20 protein-coding genes and 1 tRNA gene are annotated in these 21671 nt (G+C 65.1%); 17 read left to right on the forward strand and 4 right to left on the reverse strand.

Annotated elements, in window-relative coordinates:
- Positions 1–12 precede the first annotated feature (12 nt).
- The 5 genes from fabG to BLU29_RS12945 all read left to right on the forward strand — a co-directional run bounded on the left by fabG (position 13) and on the right by BLU29_RS12945 (position 4231).
- Positions 13–759, forward strand: a complete 747-nt coding sequence (fabG, locus tag BLU29_RS12925; RefSeq protein ID WP_091058630.1) for a 3-oxoacyl-[acyl-carrier-protein] reductase — start codon at positions 13–15, stop codon at positions 757–759.
- A gap of 37 nt (positions 760–796) precedes the next feature.
- The gene (locus BLU29_RS12930; RefSeq protein WP_091058633.1) at positions 797–1060 is read left to right on the forward strand and encodes an acyl carrier protein; all 264 of its coding nucleotides are present in this window, start codon (positions 797–799) and stop codon (positions 1058–1060) included.
- An 87-nt stretch (positions 1061–1147) separates the two neighbouring features.
- Entirely contained in the window at positions 1148–2398 is a 1251-nt protein-coding gene (fabF, locus tag BLU29_RS12935; protein ID WP_091058635.1) for a beta-ketoacyl-ACP synthase II, read from the forward strand.
- A gap of 65 nt (positions 2399–2463) precedes the next feature.
- A complete protein-coding gene (locus BLU29_RS18415; protein ID WP_091058638.1) occupies positions 2464–2976 on the forward strand; it encodes a lytic transglycosylase domain-containing protein in 513 nt (170 codons plus the stop codon).
- 37 nt (positions 2977–3013) lie between these two features.
- Positions 3014–4231 (forward strand): MFS transporter, encoded by a 1218-nt coding sequence (locus BLU29_RS12945; protein WP_197677711.1) that lies wholly within the window; start codon positions 3014–3016, stop codon positions 4229–4231.
- Positions 4232–4663: 432 nt separating this feature from the next.
- Here the strand turns inward: BLU29_RS12945 and BLU29_RS18105 are convergent, their stop codons facing one another.
- Positions 4664–5029, reverse strand: a complete 366-nt coding sequence (locus tag BLU29_RS18105; protein WP_157693844.1) for a hypothetical protein — start codon at positions 5027–5029, stop codon at positions 4664–4666.
- Between the two features lie 89 nt (positions 5030–5118).
- Here BLU29_RS18105 and BLU29_RS12950 point away from each other — a divergent pair.
- Together BLU29_RS12950 and BLU29_RS12955 are read left to right on the forward strand one after the other, a co-directional pair.
- Positions 5119–5194 (forward strand) — tRNA-Phe (locus tag BLU29_RS12950).
- Positions 5195–5302: 108 nt separating this feature from the next.
- Positions 5303–6100, forward strand: coding sequence for a restriction endonuclease (locus tag BLU29_RS12955; RefSeq protein WP_091058642.1), 798 nt, complete (start codon positions 5303–5305; stop codon positions 6098–6100).
- Positions 6101–6123: 23 nt separating this feature from the next.
- Here BLU29_RS12955 and BLU29_RS12960 read toward each other — a convergent pair whose 3' ends face one another.
- Entirely contained in the window at positions 6124–7311 is a 1188-nt protein-coding gene (locus BLU29_RS12960) for an acyl-CoA dehydrogenase family protein (RefSeq protein ID WP_172830261.1), read from the reverse strand.
- 165 nt (positions 7312–7476) lie between these two features.
- On the opposite strand from BLU29_RS12960, the gene BLU29_RS12965 reads away from it, so the two are divergent.
- The 8 genes from BLU29_RS12965 to BLU29_RS12995 all read left to right on the forward strand — a co-directional run bounded on the left by BLU29_RS12965 (position 7477) and on the right by BLU29_RS12995 (position 16347).
- Positions 7477–9072 carry an acyl-CoA carboxylase subunit beta gene (locus BLU29_RS12965; RefSeq protein WP_091058648.1) on the forward strand — a complete coding sequence of 532 codons (1596 nt, stop codon included), beginning with the start codon at positions 7477–7479 and terminating at the stop codon, positions 9070–9072.
- A gap of 3 nt (positions 9073–9075) precedes the next feature.
- Positions 9076–10431, forward strand: a complete 1356-nt coding sequence (locus BLU29_RS12970; protein WP_197677712.1) for an acyclic terpene utilization AtuA family protein — start codon at positions 9076–9078, stop codon at positions 10429–10431.
- Entirely contained in the window at positions 10428–10763 is a 336-nt protein-coding gene (locus BLU29_RS18420) for a hypothetical protein (protein ID WP_197677713.1), read from the forward strand. The genes BLU29_RS12970 and BLU29_RS18420 overlap by 4 nt, the downstream gene beginning before the upstream one ends.
- Before the next feature lie 4 nt (positions 10764–10767).
- Positions 10768–11544 carry an enoyl-CoA hydratase-related protein gene (locus BLU29_RS12975; protein ID WP_091058649.1) on the forward strand — a complete coding sequence of 259 codons (777 nt, stop codon included), beginning with the start codon at positions 10768–10770 and terminating at the stop codon, positions 11542–11544.
- A gap of 67 nt (positions 11545–11611) precedes the next feature.
- Positions 11612–12163 carry an RNA polymerase sigma factor gene (locus BLU29_RS12980; protein WP_091058651.1) on the forward strand — a complete coding sequence of 184 codons (552 nt, stop codon included), beginning with the start codon at positions 11612–11614 and terminating at the stop codon, positions 12161–12163.
- Positions 12160–12888: a hypothetical protein gene (locus BLU29_RS12985; protein ID WP_091058652.1), complete on the forward strand. Its 729-nt coding sequence runs from the start codon at positions 12160–12162 to the stop codon at positions 12886–12888. The genes BLU29_RS12980 and BLU29_RS12985 overlap by 4 nt, the downstream gene beginning before the upstream one ends.
- A gap of 54 nt (positions 12889–12942) precedes the next feature.
- The gene (locus BLU29_RS12990; RefSeq protein WP_091058654.1) at positions 12943–15603 is read left to right on the forward strand and encodes a glucosidase; all 2661 of its coding nucleotides are present in this window, start codon (positions 12943–12945) and stop codon (positions 15601–15603) included.
- A gap of 180 nt (positions 15604–15783) precedes the next feature.
- The gene (locus tag BLU29_RS12995) at positions 15784–16347 is read left to right on the forward strand and encodes a hypothetical protein (protein ID WP_091058655.1); all 564 of its coding nucleotides are present in this window, start codon (positions 15784–15786) and stop codon (positions 16345–16347) included.
- 24 nt (positions 16348–16371) lie between these two features.
- Here BLU29_RS12995 and BLU29_RS13000 read toward each other — a convergent pair whose 3' ends face one another.
- A complete protein-coding gene (locus BLU29_RS13000; protein ID WP_091058658.1) occupies positions 16372–17397 on the reverse strand; it encodes a haloacid dehalogenase-like hydrolase in 1026 nt (341 codons plus the stop codon).
- 105 nt (positions 17398–17502) lie between these two features.
- Between BLU29_RS13000 and prfA the strand changes: the two genes are divergently transcribed.
- Both prfA and prmC read left to right on the forward strand, forming a co-directional pair.
- Positions 17503–18621 carry a peptide chain release factor 1 gene (prfA, locus tag BLU29_RS13005; protein ID WP_091058661.1) on the forward strand — a complete coding sequence of 373 codons (1119 nt, stop codon included), beginning with the start codon at positions 17503–17505 and terminating at the stop codon, positions 18619–18621.
- 1 nt (position 18622) lies between these two features.
- Positions 18623–19468, forward strand: coding sequence for a peptide chain release factor N(5)-glutamine methyltransferase (gene prmC, locus BLU29_RS13010; RefSeq protein ID WP_091058664.1), 846 nt, complete (start codon positions 18623–18625; stop codon positions 19466–19468).
- Here prmC and BLU29_RS13015 read toward each other — a convergent pair.
- The gene (locus BLU29_RS13015) at positions 19454–21661 is read right to left on the reverse strand and encodes a carboxy terminal-processing peptidase (protein ID WP_231962231.1); all 2208 of its coding nucleotides are present in this window, start codon (positions 21659–21661) and stop codon (positions 19454–19456) included. The two genes, prmC and BLU29_RS13015, sit on opposite strands and share 15 nt — an antisense overlap.
- Between the last annotated feature and the right edge of the window lie 10 nt (positions 21662–21671).

Below are 21671 nucleotides of genomic sequence, written 5' to 3' on the forward strand. Positions count from 1 at the left end.
GGCGCTCACCCTATGAGTCTGACCTTCAACAATCGTGTGGCCCTTGTCACCGGCGCCGGCCGGGGCATCGGCAAAGCCATCGCGGAACTGCTGGCCAAGGGCGGCGTCACCGTGATCTGCGTGAGCAAGTCCGCCGACAGTTGCGGCGCGACCGCCGCGGCCATCATCGCCGGCGGCGGCAAGGCCAAGGCCCTGGCCGTGGATGTGGCGGATGGCGCCGCGGTCGCCAAGGCCAGCGCCGACCTGCTCGCCGAGTTCGGCCAGATCGACATCCTCGTCAACAACGCCGGCATCACCAAGGACGGCCTGCTGTTCCGCATGTCCGAAGAGGACTGGAATTCCGTCATCACCACCAATCTAACCAGCTGCTATCACTGGACCAAGCATATCGGCCGCTCGATGACGCAGAAGCGCTGGGGCCGCATCGTGAACATCACCTCGGTGGTGGGCCTCATGGGCAACGCCGGCCAGGCCAACTATTGTGCCGCCAAGGCCGGCCTGATCGGCTTTACCAAGGCCATCGCCAAGGAGTTCGCCGCGCGCGGTGTGACCTCCAACGCCGTCGCCCCCGGCTTCATCAAGACGGACATGACCGCCGCGCTGCCGCCCGAGGCCGCCGAGAAGATCACCTCAGTCATCCCGCTCAAACGCCTCGGCGAGGCGGCGGACATTGCCCACATGACCGCGTTTCTCTGTTCGGAGGAAGCGGGTTACATCACCGGTCAAGTTTTTACCGTTGACGGCGGCATGGTCATGTGACCTCTTTCACCAACGTTTTAGACCCATTTCCAAACTCATGGCTGACCAGAAAACCATCGACCAGCGCGTCAAAGAAATCATCGTTAACCAACTGAATGTTAATGAGGAGCAAATCACACCGCAGGCGTCGTTTCTCGACGACCTTGGCGCCGACTCGCTCGACACCGTCGAGCTGATCATGGCTTTCGAGGAGGAGTTCAAGGACGAGATCAAGGGCGAGATCCCTGAGTCCGATGCCGAGAAGCTTCAGACGGTTGGCGATGTCACCGCCTACATCCAAAACAAGGCCGGTAAGAAATAATTTTGGCCATTTGACCGAAGCGTTCTACCGTCTGGCCCTGTGCTGGTCTGGTAGGGCGCTTTTTTATTTCCCCCCTCGATTTTAACGATGGAAAATTCCGCATCTCACAAACGCGTCGTCGTCACCGGCATGGGCGTGATCGCCTCCCTGGGCCACAACGTGAACGATTTCTGGGCCAACATTGTCGCCGGCAAATGCGGCATCGACAAGGTGACGCTCTTTGATGCCAAGGACTACAGCTGCCAGATCGGCGCCGAGGTGCGGGGCTGGGATCCGGCGCAGCACATGGACCCCAAGGAGGTCCGCCGCAACGACCGCTACACACATTTCGGCTTCTGCGCGGCGAAGCAGGCCATCGCCGACGCCAAGCTCGACATGACCAAGGAGGACGCCGACCGCGTCGGGGTCATCATCGGCTCCGGCATCGGCGGCATGTGGACCATTGAGAACCAGCACAAGGTGCTCATGGAACGCGGCCCCCGGAAGGTGTCGCCCTTCATGATTCCCGCCCTCATCAGCAACATGTGCGGCGGGCTTGTCGCCATCGAGCTCGGGGCGCGTGGTCCGAATTTCGGCGTGGTCAGCGCCTGCTCGACCGCCACCCACGCCATCGGCGAGTCGCTCCGCATGATCCGCCGCGGCGACGCCGACGTGATGGTCTGCGGCGGCGCCGAGGCCGCGATCACCCCGCTGGCCTACGCCGGCTTCTGCTCGATGAAGGCGATGAGCACCAACAACGACAACCCGCAGAAATCCAGCCGGCCCTTCGACCTGAACCGCGACGGCTTCATCATGGGCGAGGGTTCGGCCATCATCGTGATCGAGAGCCTCGAGCACGCCCTGGCCCGCGGCGCCCACATTTACTGCGAGCTGGCCGGCTATGCCGCCACCTGCGATGCTTACCACATCACCTCGCCGGATCCGGACGGCAAGGGCCTGTCGCAGTCGATGATCAAATCGTTGCACGACGCCAACATCGAGCCGCACCAGGTTGACTACATCAACGCGCACGGCACCTCGACGCCCTACAACGACAAGTTCGAGACCATCGCCATCAAGAAGGTTTTTGGCGACCACGCGCGGAAGGTGAACATCAGTTCCACCAAGTCCATGACCGGCCACCTCCTCGGCGCGGCGGGCAGCATCGAGGCGGTCATCAGCATCAAGGCCATCGAGACGGGCATCGTGCCGCCGACGATCAATTACGAGACCCCGGACCCGGACTGCGACCTCGACTACACGCCGAACGTGAAGCGCGCGGCGAAGATCGACACGGTGCTGACGGACAACCTCGGCTTCGGCGGCCACAACGCCGCGCTGGTCTTCCGCCGGCATTAAGACCACGGCGAGGTCGCCGTGGCTCCAGGTGGAGCGCGGGCGACCCCGCCCGCGAATCATCGCCCATGTTGCGGCCAACCGTAATACTCGTCACGGGCTGCCTGCTGTTGGTTGCGTGCAGCCGAAAGGAAACGGCCGCGCCCGATCCGGCCACGCGCGCGGCCGTGTGGGCGGCCATCCAGCCACTGGCGGAACGTTACCGGATGGATCCGGCGTTCATCTACGCCTTGGTGGCGGCGGAATCCAATTTTGACCCCGCGGCCCGCAATGGCGAGGCGCGGGGGCTCATGCAAATCAAGCCGGGGACCTGGCGCACCGTCAGCCGCGAGTCCTATGAGCCCGGCGTCTGGTCCTGGCGGCAGAATCTCGCCACGGGCGTGGATTATCTCGCCTGGTGTCGGAGCGACCTGCACCGGCGGCAGAAATTTTCCTACCCGCTGCTGCTGGCGTCGTTTCACTACGGGATCGATTACGTGGAAGCGCGGGACTTCAGCCTGGGGCGCCTCGATCCGCCCGACAACGCGATCTATCGGGAATTATGGCGCGGCAACCTCACGCCGGTGCCGCCGCCGAAATAGCATTGCGACGACCCGGTGGTCGCGACTGCATCGCCGCGTGAACCAGTGGCCTGCCAGTGTCTGGTTGCTCTTTGCAACGCGCGTGGTGCGGATGTTCGCCTACGGCATCCTCGGTGTGATCCTGGTGCTTTACCTCGCCGCCGCCGGGCTGGGGGAAGCACGCATCGGCCTGCTGCTGGCGATGACCTTCCTCGGCGATGCGGCGATTTCCCTGTGGCTGAGCACGCATGCCGACCGTTGGGGTCGCCGGCGGGTGCTGGTCGCCGGCGCAGTCCTGATGGCCTTGGGCGGAGCGGGCATGGCGCTCACGGGCGACTTCGCGCTGCTCGTGCTGGGTGCAACGATTGGCGTCATCAGCCCGACGGGCGGCGAAGTCGGTCCGTTCCTTGCGGTGGAACAGGCCTGCCTGGCGCAGCTGACCGACGCGCGCGACCGGACGAAGGTCTTTGCCTGGTATAACGTCGTGGGTTACGGCGCGACGGCCCTCGGCGCACTGGGCTGCGGGTTCGCGGCCGAGGCGATGCAGCGCACCGGCTGGACGCCGCTCGCGAGCTATCGGGTGTTGCTCGCGGCCTACGGGGCACTCGGTCTGGTCATCGGCGGCCTGAGCTGGCGGCTGGGGCCGGGCGTGGAAGCGGCCGCGGCGCCGGCGGGAACAAAACGATTCCTGGGATTGGGCGAATCGCGCGGCACGGTGTTCCGGCTCAGCGCGCTCTTCGCCCTCGATTCGTTTGGCGGCGGTTTCATCGTGCAAAACTTTCTCGCCTACTGGTTCCATCGGCGTTTCGGCGTGTCCGAGGCGGTGCTGGGCGGGATCTTTTTTGGCGCGAACATAATGTCCGGCCTTTCCGCCCTGGCGGCCGTGCCGCTGGCCCGCCGCATCGGTCTGGTGAACACCATGGTGTGGACGCACCTGCCTTCCAATGTGCTGCTGATGGCCGTGCCGCTGATGCCCTCCTTCGGCTGGGCGGTGGGGGTGCTGCTCGCCCGGCACATGATCTCGCAGATGGATGTGCCGACCCGGCAGTCCTACGTGAATGCAGTGGTGCCCGCGGCGGAGCGGTCCGCCGCCAACGGCGTGACCGGCACGGCGCGGCAACTCGGGACCGCCCTGGCCCCGCTTTGCGCCGGCCCGCTCATGGCCACGGCGGCGCTCACCAGCGTGCCCTTCTTCGTCGCCGACGGACTCAAGATCATCTACGACCTCGCCCTTTGGCGGAACTTCCGGGCCGTCAAACCCCCGGAAGAAGGTTGATTCTGGCCTGGTTGGGGCGGGCCGGGAAATTTGCCAAATTCCCCGTTGACGCGTCCTTCCGGCGCCCTTTTAACTCGGCCCCTTTCGGTAATGGCAAGTTAGCTCAGTTGGTAGAGCAGAGGACTGAAAAAACGAAAAGGCGTTTTCCGCTGATTTTGGCCTGAATCCGCCAGCATGTTAATTCACTCTTGCAGAGGGAGAATACAAAAAATCGCGGTCATCGCGTGCTATCTGCAAAAGTCGGATTTTCGATAATCGGGTGACAACTAAGGGTGACAACTAATTTAGGTGGAGAACTCGAACCCAACATTGTTGCTCTACCTGTTTGTTAAAAGCAAAGTGTTGTCAGCTGTTGTCACCCAAGAACAAAATTTCGGCAAAAGAAAACGCTTTCGTAAGCAATCGTATGGTTCAACGCTTCGCGTGTTTGAATCAGGAGGTTTTATGGGCGATTGGGACTGATATGCCAGCCGACTTCGTCCCGCCTCCGGTGTGGGTGAGAGAATTGCTGATGCGCTTCCTGTTCAACGGGGAGAAATTTAAGGCAGCACAGGATAGAGGAGCAGGAGAGCCATCCTCGCTAATCGTTAGGTTTCCAACTTGGGCGCGATACTCGTCCAAACGCCTCTCGGCCAGCTTCCGATCCTTCGTTTTGAGGGAACGACGAAATTGCTTGTCACCACGTTTTACCAACGCGTAATACCCGCCAGTATTCTCCAATCGATAGAGGTTCTCAGCCACCCGATGAAACACCACTTTACGAGCACTCTTGGCACCCTGACCGGTGGCATTTTCCATGCTCAAAATGCTATGGTGACAACTGACGGTTACAAATCAAATATCGAAGAGAATAATGAGCTTCGTAACTCGTTGCTCGCTAGTCTAATGGCAAGTTAGCTCAGTTGGTAGAGCAGAGGACTGAAAATCCTTGTGTCCTCGGTTCGATTCCGAGACTTGCCACCACTTTAAGACCCCACTTCTCAGTGAGATGTGGGGTCTTTGCTTTTGTGCATGTTTGGCCGTCCGAACCCGGTTTTGACTCGTCGCGGGACGGTGGCGTAGGTTCAGGCCATGATCGAGGCGACCGAACCCGTCGATTGGCGCGAGTTGCAGGAAGCGGTGGCGTGCATCTTGCGCGATGCAGGTTACGAGGCCACGGTGGATTGCCCCGTGCCGCTGGCCCGCGGGCGCAAGCGCATCGATGTGTGCGGCTTCGACCGCGATTCCTCCCCTCGTTCGCAGCTGTTCGTGGAGTGCAAGCTATGGCGGCGGCGCGTTACGCAAACGGAAGTGCACGCCTTCCGCACCGTGGTGGCCGATGCCGGCGCCAACGAGGGCCTGATCGTGAGCGCCCAAGGCTTCCAGTCCGGCGCGCGGGAGGCCGCGGCCTACACCAACGTGCGGCTCGTCACTTGGCCCGAATTCCAACATCTCTACGCCGTGCGCTGGATGGATTACCTGGTGAGACCGGCCCTGTCGGGTGCCTTCGAGATGGTGCGGCGGTGGATCAACGTCTACTCCGCCGACGAAGACCGCCGCCTGGCCCGCCTTCCCGAGGCGGGGCTGCAAGCATTCTGGGACTGGACCCGCCGGGTCCGGCCGCTGGTGGAACTGGCCGGGGATTTCGCGATGCCCCCGGGACATTTTTTTCCCGGCGAGCCGCGGATCCGAGGCAAGATGCCGGTCCTGCCTTTGGCAGATCACGGCCCGGCGCCCGAACTCGCGAGCCTGCCCGACTCATTGCTGCATATCGCTGCCGCGCGTCCTTTCTTCACCGCTTTGTTGGTGGAGAGGGATCGGGCCGAGGCCGACCTTGCGCAGATCCTCGGGGTCGATCCCGGTTCCGGCCCTGAGTTCGGCGACGACTAGGCGTAGTAAATCTTCATTTTGGACTACCGGATGTCGGCCAGTGTGGCTGCGGTGCCTTTAAGCAAAGCCCGGCTGATGACGATGCGCTGGACCTCCGACGAGCCTTCGCCGATCTCGCTGAGGCGCGCGTCGCGCCAGTAGCGTTCGACCGGGATGTCGCGGGTGTAACCGTAGCCGCCGTGGATTTGCAGGGCGCGGCTGCAGATGCGCGAGGCGGCCTCGGACGCGTAGAGCTTGGCGACGGACGATTCGATGGTGTGCCGCTCGCCGCGCGAGGCGAGGGCGGTGGCCTGCAGCACGAGGGCCTCGGCGGCGCGCAACTCCACCTCGCAGTCGGCGAGCATGAACTGCAGCGCCTGGAAGTCGGCGAGCCGCTTGCCGAACTGGCGGCGGTTGAGGGCGTGCTTGAGGGCGGCATCCAGCGCGGCGCGGGCGAGCCCGAGCGAGACGGCGGCCACGCCGATGCGGCCCTTGTCGAGGCAGGCAAGGGCGGTGGCCTGGCCGGTGCCGCGCGGGCCGACCAGCTCGGCCTTGGCCTTGACCAGCTTGAACTCGGCGGTGTCGCTGGCGCGGAGCCCACAGGTTGGCACCTTGCGCACCGGGATGATTTCGGCGCGCTCCACCAGGAAGGCGCTGATTTCCTTGCGGCCCTCGGCGGTCTGCCCGCTGACGGCCATCACGATGACGATATCTGAAGAGCGGCCGAGCGTGATGTAGCGTTTGAAGCCGTTGAGCTCCCATTTGCCGGGGCTGACCTCGGTGGCCGTGGTCTGCACGCCGCCGCTGTCGCTGCCGGCTTCCGGTTCGGTGAGGGCCCAGGCGGCGAGCCAGGTGCCCTTGAGCAGTTTGGTCAGGACGCGTTTGTGTTGGGCCGGGTTGCCGGCGGCAAGCAGGTGGCCGGAGCCGAGCGCGTTGTGCGCGGCGAGATCGATGGCGAATGCCGCCTGGTGCTTGGCGAGCTCGCGGATGGCGAGGGCATAGGCCGCATAGCCGAAGCCCTGGCCGCCGCGCGCACGCGGCGCGGTCATGCCCAGCAGGCCGAGCTTGCCCGCCTTCATGAAGACGGCGCGGGGCAGTTCTTCCGACTTCTCCCACGCGTCGGCGTGCGGCGCGATCTCGGTCGCGGCAAAGTGCGCGACCTTCTTGAGAAAGGCGATTTCAGCGGGCGAGAGTTGGGCGAGCCAGGGAGCGGCAATCGATGCAGGAGTCATGGGGATGGGGGGCTGAGGTGCACACAAAGCCGATTCGCCCGGTGGGACGAGGGTTTCCCGGCCGGCCGGCCTACAATCACCCTTATGGCGTAGCCATCGGGTCGATTGCAGTTTGCCCGCCATCCGGTTTAGCGTGAGGGTGGTTACCACAACCCCGCCCGAACCGTGCCGTCCCCGAAAACCCTGCTCGACTATTACCACGAATTTGCCCGGCAGGAAGCCGGGCTGCGCGAAGGCGGCGGCGCGGACGGCCAGGCCCGCCAGCACAAGCTCGGGCGCCTGTTCGTGCGCGAGCGGCTCGCCGCACTGGCGGACGACAAGGGCGCGGCTTTCCTGGAGCTCGGACTCTGGGCCGCCCACGGCATGTATAAGGAGTGGGGCAACTTTCCCGGGGCCGGCGTGGTCACGGGCATCGCCGACATCGGCGGCCGCTCCTGCATGGTCGTGGCCAACGATGCCACGGTCAAGGCGGGCGCCTTTGTCCCGATGACGTGCAAGAAGGTGCTGCGCGCGCAGCGCATCGCCTTCGAGTGCAACCTGCCGCTCGTCTACCTCGTGGACTCGGCTGGTGTGTTCCTGCCGATGCAGGACGAGATTTTTCCCGACGAGGACGACTTCGGTCGGATTTTCCGCAACAACGCCGTCATTTCCGCCGCCGGCATCCCGCAATACGCGGCGATCATGGGCAACTGCGTCGCCGGCGGCGCCTACCTGCCGGTGCTGTGCGACAAGATCCTGATGACCGAGGGCAGCGGCCTCTACCTGGCCGGGCCGCAGCTGGTGAAGGCCGCGATCGGCCAGGAGACCGACCAGGAGACGCTGGGGGGCGCCGCCATGCACGCCGAGCTATCCGGCACGGTCGACTTCAAGGAGAAGAGCGACGAGGCCTGCCTGAAGCGCCTGCGCAGCCTGGTCGCGTTGCTGCCGGCTGAGACGCCCGCGGCGCTGCCACCGCCGGCCGAGCCCGAGTTTCCCGCGACCAAGATGCTCGATATTGTCTCCCTCGACGGCCGCCGGGAATACGATGTGCGCGATTTGCTGCGCTGTCTGGTCGATGCCGGCACGATGGACGAATACAAGGCCGACTACGGCAAGACGCTCGTCACCACCTTTGCGCGGCTGGGTGGGCGGCCGATCGGCATTGTGGCCAACCAGCGGATGCGCGTGCAGTCGAAGGCGAGCGGGCTGCAGATGCCCGGCGTCATCTACGCCGACTCCGCCGACAAGGCCGCGCGCTTCATCATGGACTGCAACCAGACGCGGCTGCCGCTGCTGTTCCTGCAGGATGTGTCGGGTTTCATGGTCGGCAAGGACGCCGAGCAGAGCGGCATCATCCGTTCCGGCGCCAAGATGGTCAGCGCCCTCAGCAATTCGACCGTGCCGAAGATCACCGTCATCACGGGCGGTTCCTACGGGGCCGGCAACTACGCGATGTGCGGCAAGGCCTTTGATCCGCGCTTCATCTTCGCCTGGCCGAACGCCAAGTATGCCGTGATGGGCGCCGCGCAGGCGAGCGACGTGGTCTACAACATCCTCGCCAAGGCGGCCAAGGACCGGCCCAAGGAGGAACTCGACCGCTTGCGCCAGCAGGTGAAGGAAAACTATGTCGAGCAGGCCGATATCCGCTACGCCGCGGCGCGCGGCTGGGTCGATGCCGTCATCCAGCCGCACGAAACGCGGGCGACGCTGCTGCGGACGTTTGCGCTGGCGACGCGGCCGGCCGCCAAGGCGTCGTTCCACACCGGCGTGCTGCAGGTCTGAGCCATGTCCCGCCCGCTCAAGATCGCCAATGCGTCCGGTTTCTGGGGCGACCAGCCCGATGCCGCGGTGCGCCTTGTGGCGCAGCAGCCGGACCTCGATTTCATCACGCTCGATTATCTCGCGGAGGTATCGCTTTCCATCATGGCGATCACGCGCGCCAAGGATCCCGCGGCGAGTTATGCCCGGGACTTCATCGAGGTCGTGCAGTCACTGGTAAAATTCTGGCAGGGCGGCGGCCGGACCCGGATCGTCACCAATGCCGGTGGACTCGACCCGCGGGCTTGCGGCGCGGCCGTGCGCGCCGAGCTGGCCAAGGCGGGACTGGCGCAACTGAAGGTCGCCGTGGTTTCCGGCGACGACGTGCTGGCCTTGGTCCGCGCCGGCGGGCCGGACTTTCGCAACCTCGAGACCGGCGCGGAACCGGCCACCGTGGCGGACCGATTGGTCACGGCCAACGCCTACCTCGGCGCCGAGGGCATCACCGCGGCGTTGCTGGCCGGCGCGCATATCGTCATCACCGGCCGGGTGGCCGATCCCTCGCTGACCGTGGGACCGTGCTGTGCGCACTTTGGTTGGGCGGCGACCGATCATGACCGCCTCGCCGGCGCGACCGTGGCCGGTCATTTGCTGGAGTGCGGCGCGCAGGCCTGCGGGGGATTTTCCACCGACTGGCTCGATCTGCCCGGCTCGCACGACATCGGGTTTCCCGTGGCCGAAATTTCGGGCGACGGCTCATGCGTGCTGACCAAACCCGCGGGCACAGGCGGTGCGGTGACGGTGCAGACCGTCAAGGAGCAGCTGCTCTATGAGATCGGCGATCCCGGCAATTATCTTTCACCCGACGTGATCGTTTCGTTCCTGACTTTACGCGTGGAGCAAGCCGGGCCGGACCGCGTGCGCATTTCGGGCGCGACCGGTCGTCCGCCTCCGGCCACTTACAAGGTCAGCACCACCTACCGGCATGGTTACAAGGCCCACGGGATGCTCACGGTGTTCGGTGACCAAGCTGTCGCCAAGGCGCGGCGGGCGGGCGAGGGGGTCCTGCGCCGATTGAAGGAGGCCGGGTGTGTCTACCGCGAAACACTGGTCGAATGCCTCGGCACGGGAGCCAGCGTTGGTGGCATCGTCAGACGGGTGCCGGAGGGCGATTTGATCGAAACCGTGCTGCGCATCAGTGTGGCCGCCGACACGCAGGAGCCGGTGAAGCGCTTCACCCGCGAGATCGCGCCGCTCGTCACCTGCGGGCCGCAGGGCGTCACGGGTTACGCCTCGGGCCGCCCGAAAGTCCTGCCGGTTTTCGGCTACTGGCCATGCCTGATTGCGCGCACGGCCGTGAAGTCCACCTGGCAGATGCTATGAAGACCCTTCGCACCATCGCCTATGCGCGCAGCGGCGACAAAGGTTCCTCGGCCAACATCGCCGTCTTCGGCCGCACGCCGGCGGATTATGCCTGGCTGCAGCGGCATCTGACCGCGGCGCAGGTCGAGGCGTGGTTCACGCCGCTCGGCACCGGCACGGTCGTCCGCTACGACGTGCCCAACCTCGAGGCGCTCAACTTCGTCCTGCCCGGGGTGCTCGTCGGCGGCGGCAGTTGCTCGTTGCGCATCGACGCCCAGGGCAAGACGCTCGGGCAGGCCCTGCTGGCGATGCCCCTGGGCCTGCTGCCGGAATCTTCCTCTTCAACCGACTGACCCCATGGCTGCCTCCCTTGTGCTTGCGGAAAGTGCCGGTCCCGGCATCACGCTTCTGACGCTGAACCACGCCGAGAAACGCAATGCGCTCTCCATCGAGCTGGTGCAGGCGCTCCTGGCGGCTCTGACCGCCGTGGAAAAGGATCCGGCGCAACGCGTGCTGGTCCTCACCGGGGCCGGCCCGGTGTTTTGCGCCGGCCTGGATCTGGCCGAGGCGGCCGACCCGGCCCGGGCGCACCAGTCGGCCGAGTTGATCGGCCAGGTGCTGCGCCGGTTGAGCGAGAGCCGCCTGGTGACCATCGCGGTGGTGCGCGGCGCCGCCGTCGCCGGTGGCGCGGGCCTGATGTCAGCGTGTGATTTTGCGTTCGCCGAGGAAACGGCCCGGATCGGCTATCCCGAGACCCGGCGCGGCCTGGTGGCGGCCTTGGTGATGACTTTCCTGCGCCGCCAGCTGCGCGAGCGCGATGCCCGGCGGATCCTGCTGACGGGCGAGCTGTTCTCCGCGCACCACGCCGAGGTGATCGGCTTGGTCAACGAGGCGCTCAGGGGTGAGCAGCTGATGCCGGCGGCCCTGCACATCGCGGCGGAAGTGATGCAAGGCGGCCCCGAGGCGGTGGGGCGCACGAAGCAGTTGCTTGCCCAACTTTGGCCCGCCTCCCTCCCGGCGGACCTCGAGCGGGCGATGGCGACCCACCTCGAAACCCGCCAGTCGGCCGAGATCCAGGAAGGTCTGGCCGCGTTCCGTGAAAAGCGTCCGCCCAAGTGGGTGCCCGGCAAGTGATTTAACCGGGCGATCGGGGATACTTTTCCTTGGAATAAGCCGCGGACCGGCAGACTCTTATCGGCGCATGGCCAGTGAGATTTTCAACCAGTTGGTGGACGCGCACTACACGCCGCTGTTCCGCTTTGCCCTCAGCCTGACGAGGAACTCGTCAGACGCGGGCGACCTTACCCAGCAGACCTTCTTCATCTGGGCCAAGCAAGGACATGCGCTGCGCGAGGCCGGCAAGGCCAAGTCGTGGCTCTTCACCACGCTCTATCGCGAGTTTCTCCGCAGCCGGCGCCGCGCCGAGCGCGTCACGGCGCTCGAGGACCTGGGCCCCGTCGAATCCGACCCGCCGGCGCCGGAAGTGGATATCGTCACCGGGATGGATGCCGGTCTCGTGGTCGAAGCCCTGCAGGAGGTGGACGAGGTCTACCGCGCCCCCCTGACCCTTTTCTACATGCAGGATTTCTCCTACAAGGAGATTGCCGAGATGCTCGCGGTGCCGATCGGCACCGTCATGTCCCGCCTGTCGCGCGGGAAGGCCCAGCTCCGCACGACCCTGGCCCGCAAGGAATCCGCCGGGCGCGGCAAGGTCGTGCCCTTCAACACTCCGTCTGCGAGGAAACTCTCATGAACAACGCCGAGGCAAAATTTATCCTGCAGGGCTACCGGCCCAATGGGGCCGATGCCAGCGATGCGACCTTTCAGACTGCGCTGGGACAGGTCCAGCGCGACCCGGCGCTGCACGAGTGGTTCGCCCGCCAGCAGGCCTTCGATGGGGCCGTCAGCGCGAAACTCAACGAGGTGCCGGTCCCCGCAGGCCTGCGGGAGGCGATCCTCGCCGGCGGCCGCGTGACCGAAGCCGGCCCGACCCAGACCCGCTGGTGGCGTTCGCCCGCCATGCTGGCCGCCGCCGCTGCCATTGCCGTGATTTTCAGCGCCGCGCTCGCCCTCTGGCCCAAGCAGGTGTTGGCGGACACCGCGCTGGCCAGCTACGTGATGACGGATGCGGCGCACGGTGAACTTCATGGCGGGCACGGCACAGGTTCGTTGCAGGCCATGCTGGCTGATCCCACGACCCGGCTGGGTCGCGGCCTGCCGGTCAGCTTTGAAGCCCTGCGCAAGGGCGGCTGCCGCACCGTGAGCTATGAGGGCCACGATGTCCTCGAGGTGTGCTTTAACCGCGAGGGTGTGTGGTTCCATTGCTACATCGGCCAGCGCGCCGATTTTCCCGCGGTGGCGGCGGCCCCGGCCTTTCTGGACCGCGACGGCATGAGCGTCGCGGCCTGGGCCGACGAGGCGCATGTCTATCTGGTGGCGGGCAAGGCGGGCCGCGCGGCCCTGCAGCGGTTGCTGTAAGGCGCGGCGGTTTTGCCGTGCCAAGCAAGCCACGGCCTGTAGCATCCCCCGCCAATGAAGCCCGTCCCGTCCACTGCGGAACACGCGCGTCTGGCCGAGGACGCCGACCGCGGGAAGAACTGGAAGCGCTGGGGCCCGTATCTGGCCGAGCGGCAGTGGGGGACGGTGCGGGAGGATTACTCCGCGGACGGCGAGGCGTGGAAGTATTTCACCTTTGAGCAGGCCGAGAGCCGCGCCTACCGCTGGGGCGAGGACGGCCTGCTGGGCATCACGGACCGCGAATGCCGGCTGTGCTTCGCACTGGCGCTGTGGAATGGACGCGACCCGCGCCTGAAGGAGCGGCTGTTCGGCCTGACGGGTCCGGAAGGCAACCACGGCGAGGACGTGAAGGAGGCGTATTTCTACACGGCCAGCACGCCGACGCACAGCCACATGCGGGCGGTGTATCACTACCCGCAGGCCGAGTTCCCCTACGCGCGCCTGCGCGAGGAGAACGCCCGCCGCGGCCGGAACGTGCCCGAGTTCGAGCTGGAGGACACGGGGGTGTTTGCCGAGAACCGCTACTTCGAGGTGACGGTCGAATACGCCAAGGGCGGACCGAACGACATCCTGATCGAGATTTCCGCGAAGAACTGCGGGCCCGACCGCGCGCCGCTGCACCTCCTGCCGACGCTGTGGTTCCGCAATTCCTGGTCGTGGGGCTGCAAGCACGACGGCTGCGAACTCAAGCCGCGGATGCAGCAGCTGGCGCCGGGTCATGTGCAGACGCACCATGAATCGCTGGGGCGGTTCTTCTGGGAAATCGAGTCGGCGCCCGGCCGGCCCGACCCGCTGCTCTTCACCGACAACGAGACCAATGCGACCAGGCTCTTCGAAGCGGAGAATGCCGGGCCGTTCGTCAAGGACGCCTTCCACGACTACGTGGTGCGCGGTCAAACCGGCGCGGTGAACGCCAAGCGCGTCGGCACCAAGGTCGCGGCGCACCGGGTGCTCGACCTGGCCCCGGGCGAAACGGCGGTCATGCGCCTGCGGTTGAGCGCCGAGGCCGAGGCGCCCGGCCGGCCGTTTGGCGAGGGGTTTGCCCAGGTCTTCGCCGCCCGCCGGGCGGAGGCGGAAGAATTCTATGCCAGCGTCCTGCCGGCGGGCGTGAGCGCGGAGGAGCGCAACGTGGCGCGGCAGGCCTTCGCCGGATTGCTCTGGTCGAAGCAGTTCTATCACTTCGTGGTGGCGGACTGGCTCGAGGGTGACGCGAAGCAGCCGCCCCCGCCGGCGGCGCGGCGCCAGGGCCGCAACAGCGACTGGCCGCACCTGTTCAACCGTGACATCATCTCGATGCCGGACAAGTGGGAGTATCCGTGGTTCGCGGCGTGGGACCTGGCGTTCCACATGATCCCGTTTGCGCGGATCGATCCGCATTTCGCCAAGGAGCAGCTGAACCTGTTCCTGCGCGAATGGTATATGCACCCGAACGGCCAGATCCCGGCCTACGAGTGGAATTTCTCCGATGTGAACCCGCCGGTGCACGCGTGGGCCTGCTGGCGCGTCTACAAGATGACCGGGCCGCGCGGCGGACGCGACCGGTTGTTCCTGGCGCGGGTGTTCCAGAAACTCGTCGTCAATTTCACCTGGTGGGTGAACCGCAAGGATCCGGGCGGGCGGCACCTGTTCTCGGGCGGTTTCCTGGGGCTCGACAACATCGGCGTGTTCGACCGCTCGAAGCCGCTGCCGACCGGCGGGCAGCTCGAGCAGGCGGACGGCACGGCGTGGATGGCGTTTTATTGCAGCACGATGCTTGCGATGGCGCTCGAGCTGGCCGAGGAGGATCCGGCCTACGAGGACATCGCCTCGAAATTCTTCGAGCACTTTGTGGCGATCGCCGATGCGATGAACAACCTTGGCGGCGCCGGCCTGTGGCACGAGGAGGACGGGTTTTATTACGACCAGCTCTTGATTGACGGAAAAACCTTCCCGCTGCGGTTGCGGTCGGCCGTGGGCATCATCCCGCTGTTCGCGGTGGAGTTCATCGACGAGGCGCGGCTGGACCGTCTGCCGGGCTTTGCCAAACGGACCCGGTGGTTTCTGAAAAACCGCAAGGACCTGTCGGCGCACATTTCCTATCTTACCCAGGGCAAATCGGGCACCGGGCTGCGGCTGCTGGCGATACCGTCGAAGGAGCGGCTCCAGCGCATGCTGCGTTACGTTTTCGACGAAAAGGAATTTCTCTCGCCCTACGGCGTGCGGTCGTTGTCCCGGATTTACCAGGAACAGCCGTTTGTGCTGCAGGCCGGCGGTCAGGAATACCGCGTGGATTACGTGCCCGGCGAGTCGGACTCCGGTTTGTTCGGGGGTAACTCGAACTGGCGCGGGCCGGTGTGGTTTCCGACCAACTTCCTTCTAATCGAGGCCCTCGAGCGCTATCACCACTTCTACGGGGACAGTCTTACCGTTGAGTTTCCGACCGGAAGTGGCCGGCAGGTGACCCTCCAGGTAGCAGCCCAGGAACTGTCCAAGCGACTTGTAAAACTCTTCCTACCAGGTGCAGCGGGCGAGAGGGCTTGCCATGGGGCGGGAGGGTCAAAGACCGAAGCGGATCGGCTGCAGGGCATGGTCCTTTTCCATGAGTATTTCCATGGCGAGACCGGGCAGGGTCTCGGGGCCAGTCACCAGACTGGATGGACGGCATTGGTTGCGCGGCTCATCGAAGGCATTTCCTAAAAAAACGGGTAGTTTTGAGCAAAAATTTTTGGGCAAGAACGGCGCGTAAAAATCTGCCGCTCCAATGGGTTAAGAAATCAGCTGGTAAAACTAGGGACAGTGCGTCCCATGTGAAATAGTTGGGATAAAAACATGCTTGAGGGTGTCGTGAAGTTGGCCTTTTTCCCGGCCACTTAGGCTATGAAAAGACACCTCCTCAAGTTCGTCCTGTTGGTCAGCACCCTCGGCTTTACAACCATCGCCGGGGCGTCTGATCGTTGGGAAACCTTGCGCGCCATCAATTGGGTGGAGAACCCGACCAACCAGACCCACGTGGGCCGGTTTGGTGAGCTGGGGCCGTATCAGTTTCGCCCGGCCACCTGGCGCATGCATACCGACAAACCTTTCCGTCAGGCCATTGACCGCACGGTGGCCGATGAGGTCGCGGTGAAGCACTACGAGTGGATCAAGCGCACTTTTGAGCAGGCCGGCATCGAGCCGAACGCGTTCAATATCGCCATGGCTTGGAATTGCGGCGTGGACGCCGTGCTTTCCGGCCGGGCGCCCAGCGTCAGCTACAACTACGCCGAGCGCGTGAGCAACCTCGTCCAGACCCTCAAGGAACGCGTCCAGCCCGCCGTGGCGGAGGAATCGCGCTCCACCGAACGCCGGGAGCAATTGATCATCGAGGAACGTAGTGACGAGCAGGTGCGCTTTCGTATCCTGCAGGATACCCCGCGCTTCGTGCTCGCCGCGACCGAATAACCGGTCGGACGACGCAGTCACCCGTTATTCCAGGAACGACGACTGCTTGGGCTGATTGGCGGTCTTGCGGGCCGCCTCTTCCTCCGGAGTGGCGTTCAGGTGCCGCGGCGGCCGGATCATGCGCGAAGCGACCGCCGCCTCGCGGTCCGTCACGATGCGATCGCAAATCTTCTCAATCTGGAGGTGGAGCCAGTTCGTCGTGGCGCTGTTCTCGGTGTAGTCGGCGGGGCCGTAGTGATCGATGCGCCCCGTGTGGCGCAGGCGGTCGTTTTGCTCGAACTCGGCGCGCACGGCGGGATTGTAGACCGCGTAGGTCTTGCCGCCGCCCTTCTTGACCACGGAGAAGCTGGGCACGTCGCTCGGGCCGTCGGCGATGTAGATCATGTTCTGCAGCGGAATCCGGCGGTCCTCCGGCGTGACCTTGGCGTTGACGTCGATGGCCGGGTTCCGGTTGGTGCCCTTGTTGATCTCGAAGATGGCGCGGGTCTTCGTCGTGTTGTCGATCATGACGCCGATCTGGGCGATCTCATTGGCGGCTTCGAGGGGGAATTCGTTCTGCTTGAGGAAGCCGGGTTGCAGCGGGTTCTCGATGAACTCGCAGGCCCAGGTCGCGTCGATGTAAGGGGCGAGGGCGCTGCCGCGGATCATCTCCGCCAGGCCCGTGCTGACGACATAGTGCTCGAGCTGGATCTCGTGCTTGACGTATTCCGGCTTGGCCCGGGCCCACGCCCGGGAGGATTCGAAGAACTTCGGCAGGCCGGGGTAGAACTTGATCTCGGCGCCGCACTCCCGGAGCACCTTGTTGCCGAGGCCCGGCATCTTGCCGGCCAGCACGTAGGTCAGCAGGTGGTTGAGGTAGCTGATCTCCGGAGCGATGCTGTAGCCGCGCTTCCGATAGTTCTCCGCCAGGGCGTTCGTCTCGGCCCAGAACGTCGGCTCGTCGATGCCGTAGCGCCGGAACAGCGGCGCCTGCATGTAGTCGGGAATCAATGTCTTGTCAAAATCCCAGACGCAGGCGATGATGTTCTGTGTGAAGAGTGTGGAAGCCATCGCGGATAAATTCTACTAGACGGCAGCTGCTGCCGTTGGTTTGGCCCTTGATAAAGCCGCGTGCCGCGGCTGAAGCAATTCACAATTTCCCGCCCGCTCTCCCGCATGGACCTTTTGCCCGACATCACCCTCTTTCAACGCCGCCTCGACGAGCTCGACGCGCAGATGGCGGCGCCGTCCTTCTACGCCAACCCGCGCAAGGCGACGGAGGTTTCCCGGGAACAGCAGTCGCTCCGCCGGCTCGTGGAAACCCATGCCGACTATGAACGGGCCGGGCGGGAACTGGCCGAGCATGCCGCCATCCTGAAGGACCCGGCGGCCGACGCCGAGCTGCGGGCGCTGGCCCAGCAGGAGTTGCCTGAATTGCAGGCCCGGCGCGACCGGTTGCACCAGGCGGTGTTGCTGGCCATGATCCCGCCCGAGCCGTCGGATTCCCGCAACACGGTGTTCGAAATCCGCGCCGGCACGGGGGGCGACGAAGCCAGCCTGTTTGCCGCCGAGCTCTATCGGGCCTATGTCCGGTATGCCGAGGGGCGCGGCTGGAAAATCCAACCGATGAGCTCCAGTTCGTCCGACCGGGGCGGGTTGAAGGAGGTCATCTTCCTCATCACCGGCTCGGAAGTCTACAAGCAGCTGAAATACGAAAGCGGCGTGCACCGGGTGCAGCGCATTCCCGTGACCGAGGCCAACGGCCGCATCCACACCTCCACGATCACGGTCGCCGTGCTGCCCGAGGCCGAGGAGGTCGACGTGCAGATCGATCCGCAGGACCTCGACATCAGCGTCATGCGGGCCAGCGGCCCGGGCGGGCAGGGGGTCAACACGACCGACTCCGCGGTGCGCATCGTGCACAAGCCGAGCGGGCTGATGGTCTATTGCGCCGACGACCGCTCCCAGATCAAGAACAAGGCCCGGGCCATGGCCGTGCTGCGTTCCCGCCTGCTCAAGCTCAAGGAGGATGAGGAGCAGGCCAAATACGCCGCCCAGCGCCGCGGCCAGATCGGCACCGGCGGACGCAGCGAGCGCATCCGCACCTACAATTTTCCCCAGAACCGCATGACCGACCACCGCATCGGCCTGACGCTTTACAGCCTGCCCGCCATCATGGAGGGCCAGCTCGACCCGATCATCGCGGCGCTGCAGCGGGCGGATTTTGAGGAGAAGCTGGCGGCCCTGACCGGGGGGCCGGTCCCGGTGCGCGCCCGGACCTCCGACGACGACTGAGATGCTCAGCGTGCTCGAAATCATCAAGCGGACGACCGGCTTCTTCGAGCAGCGCGGGGTGGAGTCACCGCGCCTGAACGCGGAGCTGCTCATCGGGCACGCGCTGGGCCTGAAGCGCATGCAGCTCTACCTGCAATTCGAACGGCCGCTGACCGAGACCGAGTTGGAAAAGATCCGGCCGCTGGTGAAGCGCCGTGGCGGCCGCGAGCCGCTGCAATACATCATGGGGGAGGCGGAATTTTCCGGCTTGAAACTGAAAGTGGACCGACGGGCGCTCATTCCGCGGCCCGAAACGGAGCGGCTGATCGAGCTGGTGACGCAGCGGGTGACGACCCCGCCGGCAAGGGTGCTTGACCTCGGCACCGGCAGCGGGGCCATTGCACTGGCCCTGGCGAAAGCCTGGCCCGAGGCCGTCGTGACCGCCGTGGACAGGAGCGCGGAAGCCCTGGCGTTGGCGCGCGAGAACGCCGAGGTCGTCGGCTTCGCGGGGCGGGTGACGTTCCTGGTTTCCGACTGGTTTTCCGGCGTGCCGGCGGGAGAGAGCTTCCAGCTGATCGTGGCGAACCCGCCTTACCTTTCCGATGCGGAGACGGCGGCGGCCCAGCCGGAAGTGAAGGATTTCGAGCCGCACCTGGCCCTTTCCGCCGGGGTCAACGGCGCGGCGGATCTGGAGAAGATCATCCGGGCGGCGCGCCCCTACCTGGCGGCCGGCGGGCTGCTGGCGTGCGAGACGGGCATTGCGCAGCATCAACACCTGCTGGCCCTGGCGACGGCCCAGCGGTATGTCCGGGCGGAATCGCTGCGCGACCTCACCGGCCGCGAGCGCTACTTATTAGCCTTTGTGTAAGGCGGTGATCGGGGCCCGGCCGTCGGCCCAGTATTGCGGGTCCTTGTTCAGCCGCAGGGCGTCGGTGACCACGCGCAGGGCTTCGCGGAGATGCACGTCCAGCTTGGCCTGGGTGTCCTCATCGAGCGCATCGGTGTCGCCGTCGTCGCCTCCCGGAGCGGGCTTCTCCTTGGGCGTGGCGACCGCGGTCTTCAGCACGGAATCGAGTTTGATTTCCCGGCTGGCGTAATTGTTTTTGGCGAGCCGGTCGCGTTCGGCATCCATCGTCTTCTTGAAATCGTCGTCCGCCTGCTTGAGGGCCTGGCGCTGGCTGAGGTTGAGCGAGATGTTCTTCTGCTCGAGGCGTTCCTTGGACCAGTCGATATTCTTCTTCCAGTAGGCGAATTCCTCGAGCGATTGCTGCCGTTCGTGGCTGGCTTCCAGCAGGGGCTGGACGAAGGCCTTGGCGAGGGCATGGCCCTCGAAGGGCGTCGACTTGATCTCGTCCCACATGAGCGCATGCGGCAGGTCGGCCTCGCCGATCGGGAGGAAATCATCGATCGAGGGGAGGGTGATATCGGGGATCACACCCTTCTTCTGGGTGGAGGAGCCGTTGGGCAGGTAGAACTTCTGGTAGGTGAGCTTGGCTGCGCCGGTGTTGGTGATGTTCTGGCTGAGACGGGGCAGGAAGTTCTTCATCTCCAGCACGGCTTGGACGGTGCCCTTGCCGTGGGTGGAGCTGTCGCCGATGATGACGGCGCGGCCGTAGTTTTGCAGCGCACCCGCGAAAATCTCGGAGGCCGAGGCGCTGAAACGGGAGGTCAGGACGGCAAGCGGGCCGTCGTAGGTGACCGACGCGTTGGTATCGCTGTCCACCTGGAGGCGCCCCATGGAGTCGCGCACCTGCACGACCGGGCCCTGCTCGATGAAGAGGCCGGTCAGGTCCACGGCCTCGGAGAGCAGGCCGCCGCCGTTGCGCCGCAGGTCGACGACGAGGGCCTTGATGCCCTGCGCCTTCAGCTTGCCGATGAGCTCGGCGACGTCCTGCGTCGCGGCGTTCTTGTTGGCCGCCGTGTCGGCGGTGTCTTCCGAGGGGCCGTAGAAGGAGTTGAGCGAGATCACGCCGACCGGCACCGTCTGGTTGTTCTCGCCGGGCAGATCGTAGATGGCGGCGGTGGCGCGCGCCTCGTCCAGCTTGATCACGTCGCGGACGATGTGGACCTCCTTGGTCTTGGTCGCGTCGACGGCGTCATGCGGCAGGACGGTCAGCGTGACCTTGGTGCCCTTGGCTCCGCGGATCATGTCGACGATCCGGCGCAGCTTCATGCCGATGACCTCGATGGCCTCGCCGCCCTGCTGCCGCACGGCGACGATCTTGTCGTTGGTGCGGATCTGGCCGCTGAGGTCGGCGGGGCTGCCGGCCTTGACCTCCTTCACCACGCAGTTCCCGTCGTCCTCGATGCTCAGCACGGCACCGATGCCGATGAGCGAGAGTTTCATCTGGATGCTGAAGTCCTGCAGCGTGTCGGAGGAAAGATAGGAGGAATGCGGGTCATACATCCGGGTAAAGGCGGAGAGAAACAGCTCCTGGATGTCGAGCGGCTCGATGTCGCCGACGTTTTTGAGCATGCGCTCGTAGCGCTTGTGGATGCTGGCCTTGGCCTCCTCCTGGGTCTTCTTGCCCAGCACGTCCTGGAGGATTTCGAATTTGATGCGGCGGCGCCACAGTTCGTCCGCCTCGGCCGCATTGGCCGGAAACTCGCTCTTGCTGCGGTCGGGGGCGTAAACCTCCTGGGTGGTGAAATCGTAGTTCTTTTTCAGCTCCTCAAAGATCCAGGCGGTGCGCGCCTTCACGCGCTCCTCGTAGGTCTGGAAGATGGTGAACGCGGTGTCGATGTTGCCGAGGTAGGCGAGGTCCGTCTCGATGCGCGGGCCGAATTGGGTGCGGAAGTTTTTTTCGTCCTCGGCGGTGAAGAACAGGCGCTGGGGATCGAGTCCCTCCTTCATGTAGTCGGTGATCAGGTCCGGGTAATCCTTCGCCGTGACGGCGTCCTTGTTGTAATGGTAGACCTCGAGCAACTGCACCAGGGTGCGTGTCTCCAGGCGCATTACGGGCGTCGTCTTGAATTCGCGATCCGGCACCGCGCGGGCGGCGGTGAGGAGGAGCAGGGCGAGGGCGAGAAACTTGGCGGCGGAACGGGAAGGTAGATTCACAGCGGGGGGA

The sequence above is a fragment of the Opitutus sp. GAS368 genome (assembly GCF_900104925.1).
Lineage (GTDB): Bacteria > Verrucomicrobiota > Verrucomicrobiia > Opitutales > Opitutaceae > Lacunisphaera.

Bases quoted from the DNA above. Each gene is read 5' to 3' on its own strand.
- fabG (WP_091058630.1), top strand. From the start codon at position 13: ATGAGTCTGACCTTCAACAATCGTGTGGCCCTTGTCACCGGCGCCGGC.
- BLU29_RS12970 (WP_197677712.1), top strand. From the start codon at position 9,076: ATGTCCCGCCCGCTCAAGATCGCCAATGCGTCCGGTTTCTGGGGCGAC.
- BLU29_RS12930 (WP_091058633.1), top strand. From the start codon at position 797: ATGGCTGACCAGAAAACCATCGACCAGCGCGTCAAAGAAATCATCGTT.
- BLU29_RS12995 (WP_091058655.1), top strand. From the start codon at position 15,784: ATGAAAAGACACCTCCTCAAGTTCGTCCTGTTGGTCAGCACCCTCGGC.
- prmC (WP_091058664.1), top strand. From the start codon at position 18,623: ATGCTCAGCGTGCTCGAAATCATCAAGCGGACGACCGGCTTCTTCGAG.
- fabF (WP_091058635.1), top strand. From the start codon at position 1,148: ATGGAAAATTCCGCATCTCACAAACGCGTCGTCGTCACCGGCATGGGC.
- BLU29_RS12985 (WP_091058652.1), top strand. From the start codon at position 12,160: ATGAACAACGCCGAGGCAAAATTTATCCTGCAGGGCTACCGGCCCAAT.
- BLU29_RS13000 (WP_091058658.1), bottom strand. From the start codon at position 17,397: ATGGCTTCCACACTCTTCACACAGAACATCATCGCCTGCGTCTGGGAT.
- BLU29_RS18415 (WP_091058638.1), top strand. From the start codon at position 2,464: ATGTTGCGGCCAACCGTAATACTCGTCACGGGCTGCCTGCTGTTGGTT.
- BLU29_RS12980 (WP_091058651.1), top strand. From the start codon at position 11,612: ATGGCCAGTGAGATTTTCAACCAGTTGGTGGACGCGCACTACACGCCG.
- BLU29_RS12975 (WP_091058649.1), top strand. From the start codon at position 10,768: ATGGCTGCCTCCCTTGTGCTTGCGGAAAGTGCCGGTCCCGGCATCACG.
- prfA (WP_091058661.1), top strand. From the start codon at position 17,503: ATGGACCTTTTGCCCGACATCACCCTCTTTCAACGCCGCCTCGACGAG.
- BLU29_RS12955 (WP_091058642.1), top strand. From the start codon at position 5,303: ATGATCGAGGCGACCGAACCCGTCGATTGGCGCGAGTTGCAGGAAGCG.
- BLU29_RS18420 (WP_197677713.1), top strand. From the start codon at position 10,428: ATGAAGACCCTTCGCACCATCGCCTATGCGCGCAGCGGCGACAAAGGT.
- BLU29_RS12960 (WP_172830261.1), bottom strand. From the start codon at position 7,311: ATGACTCCTGCATCGATTGCCGCTCCCTGGCTCGCCCAACTCTCGCCC.
- BLU29_RS12990 (WP_091058654.1), top strand. From the start codon at position 12,943: ATGAAGCCCGTCCCGTCCACTGCGGAACACGCGCGTCTGGCCGAGGAC.
- BLU29_RS18105 (WP_157693844.1), bottom strand. From the start codon at position 5,029: ATGGAAAATGCCACCGGTCAGGGTGCCAAGAGTGCTCGTAAAGTGGTG.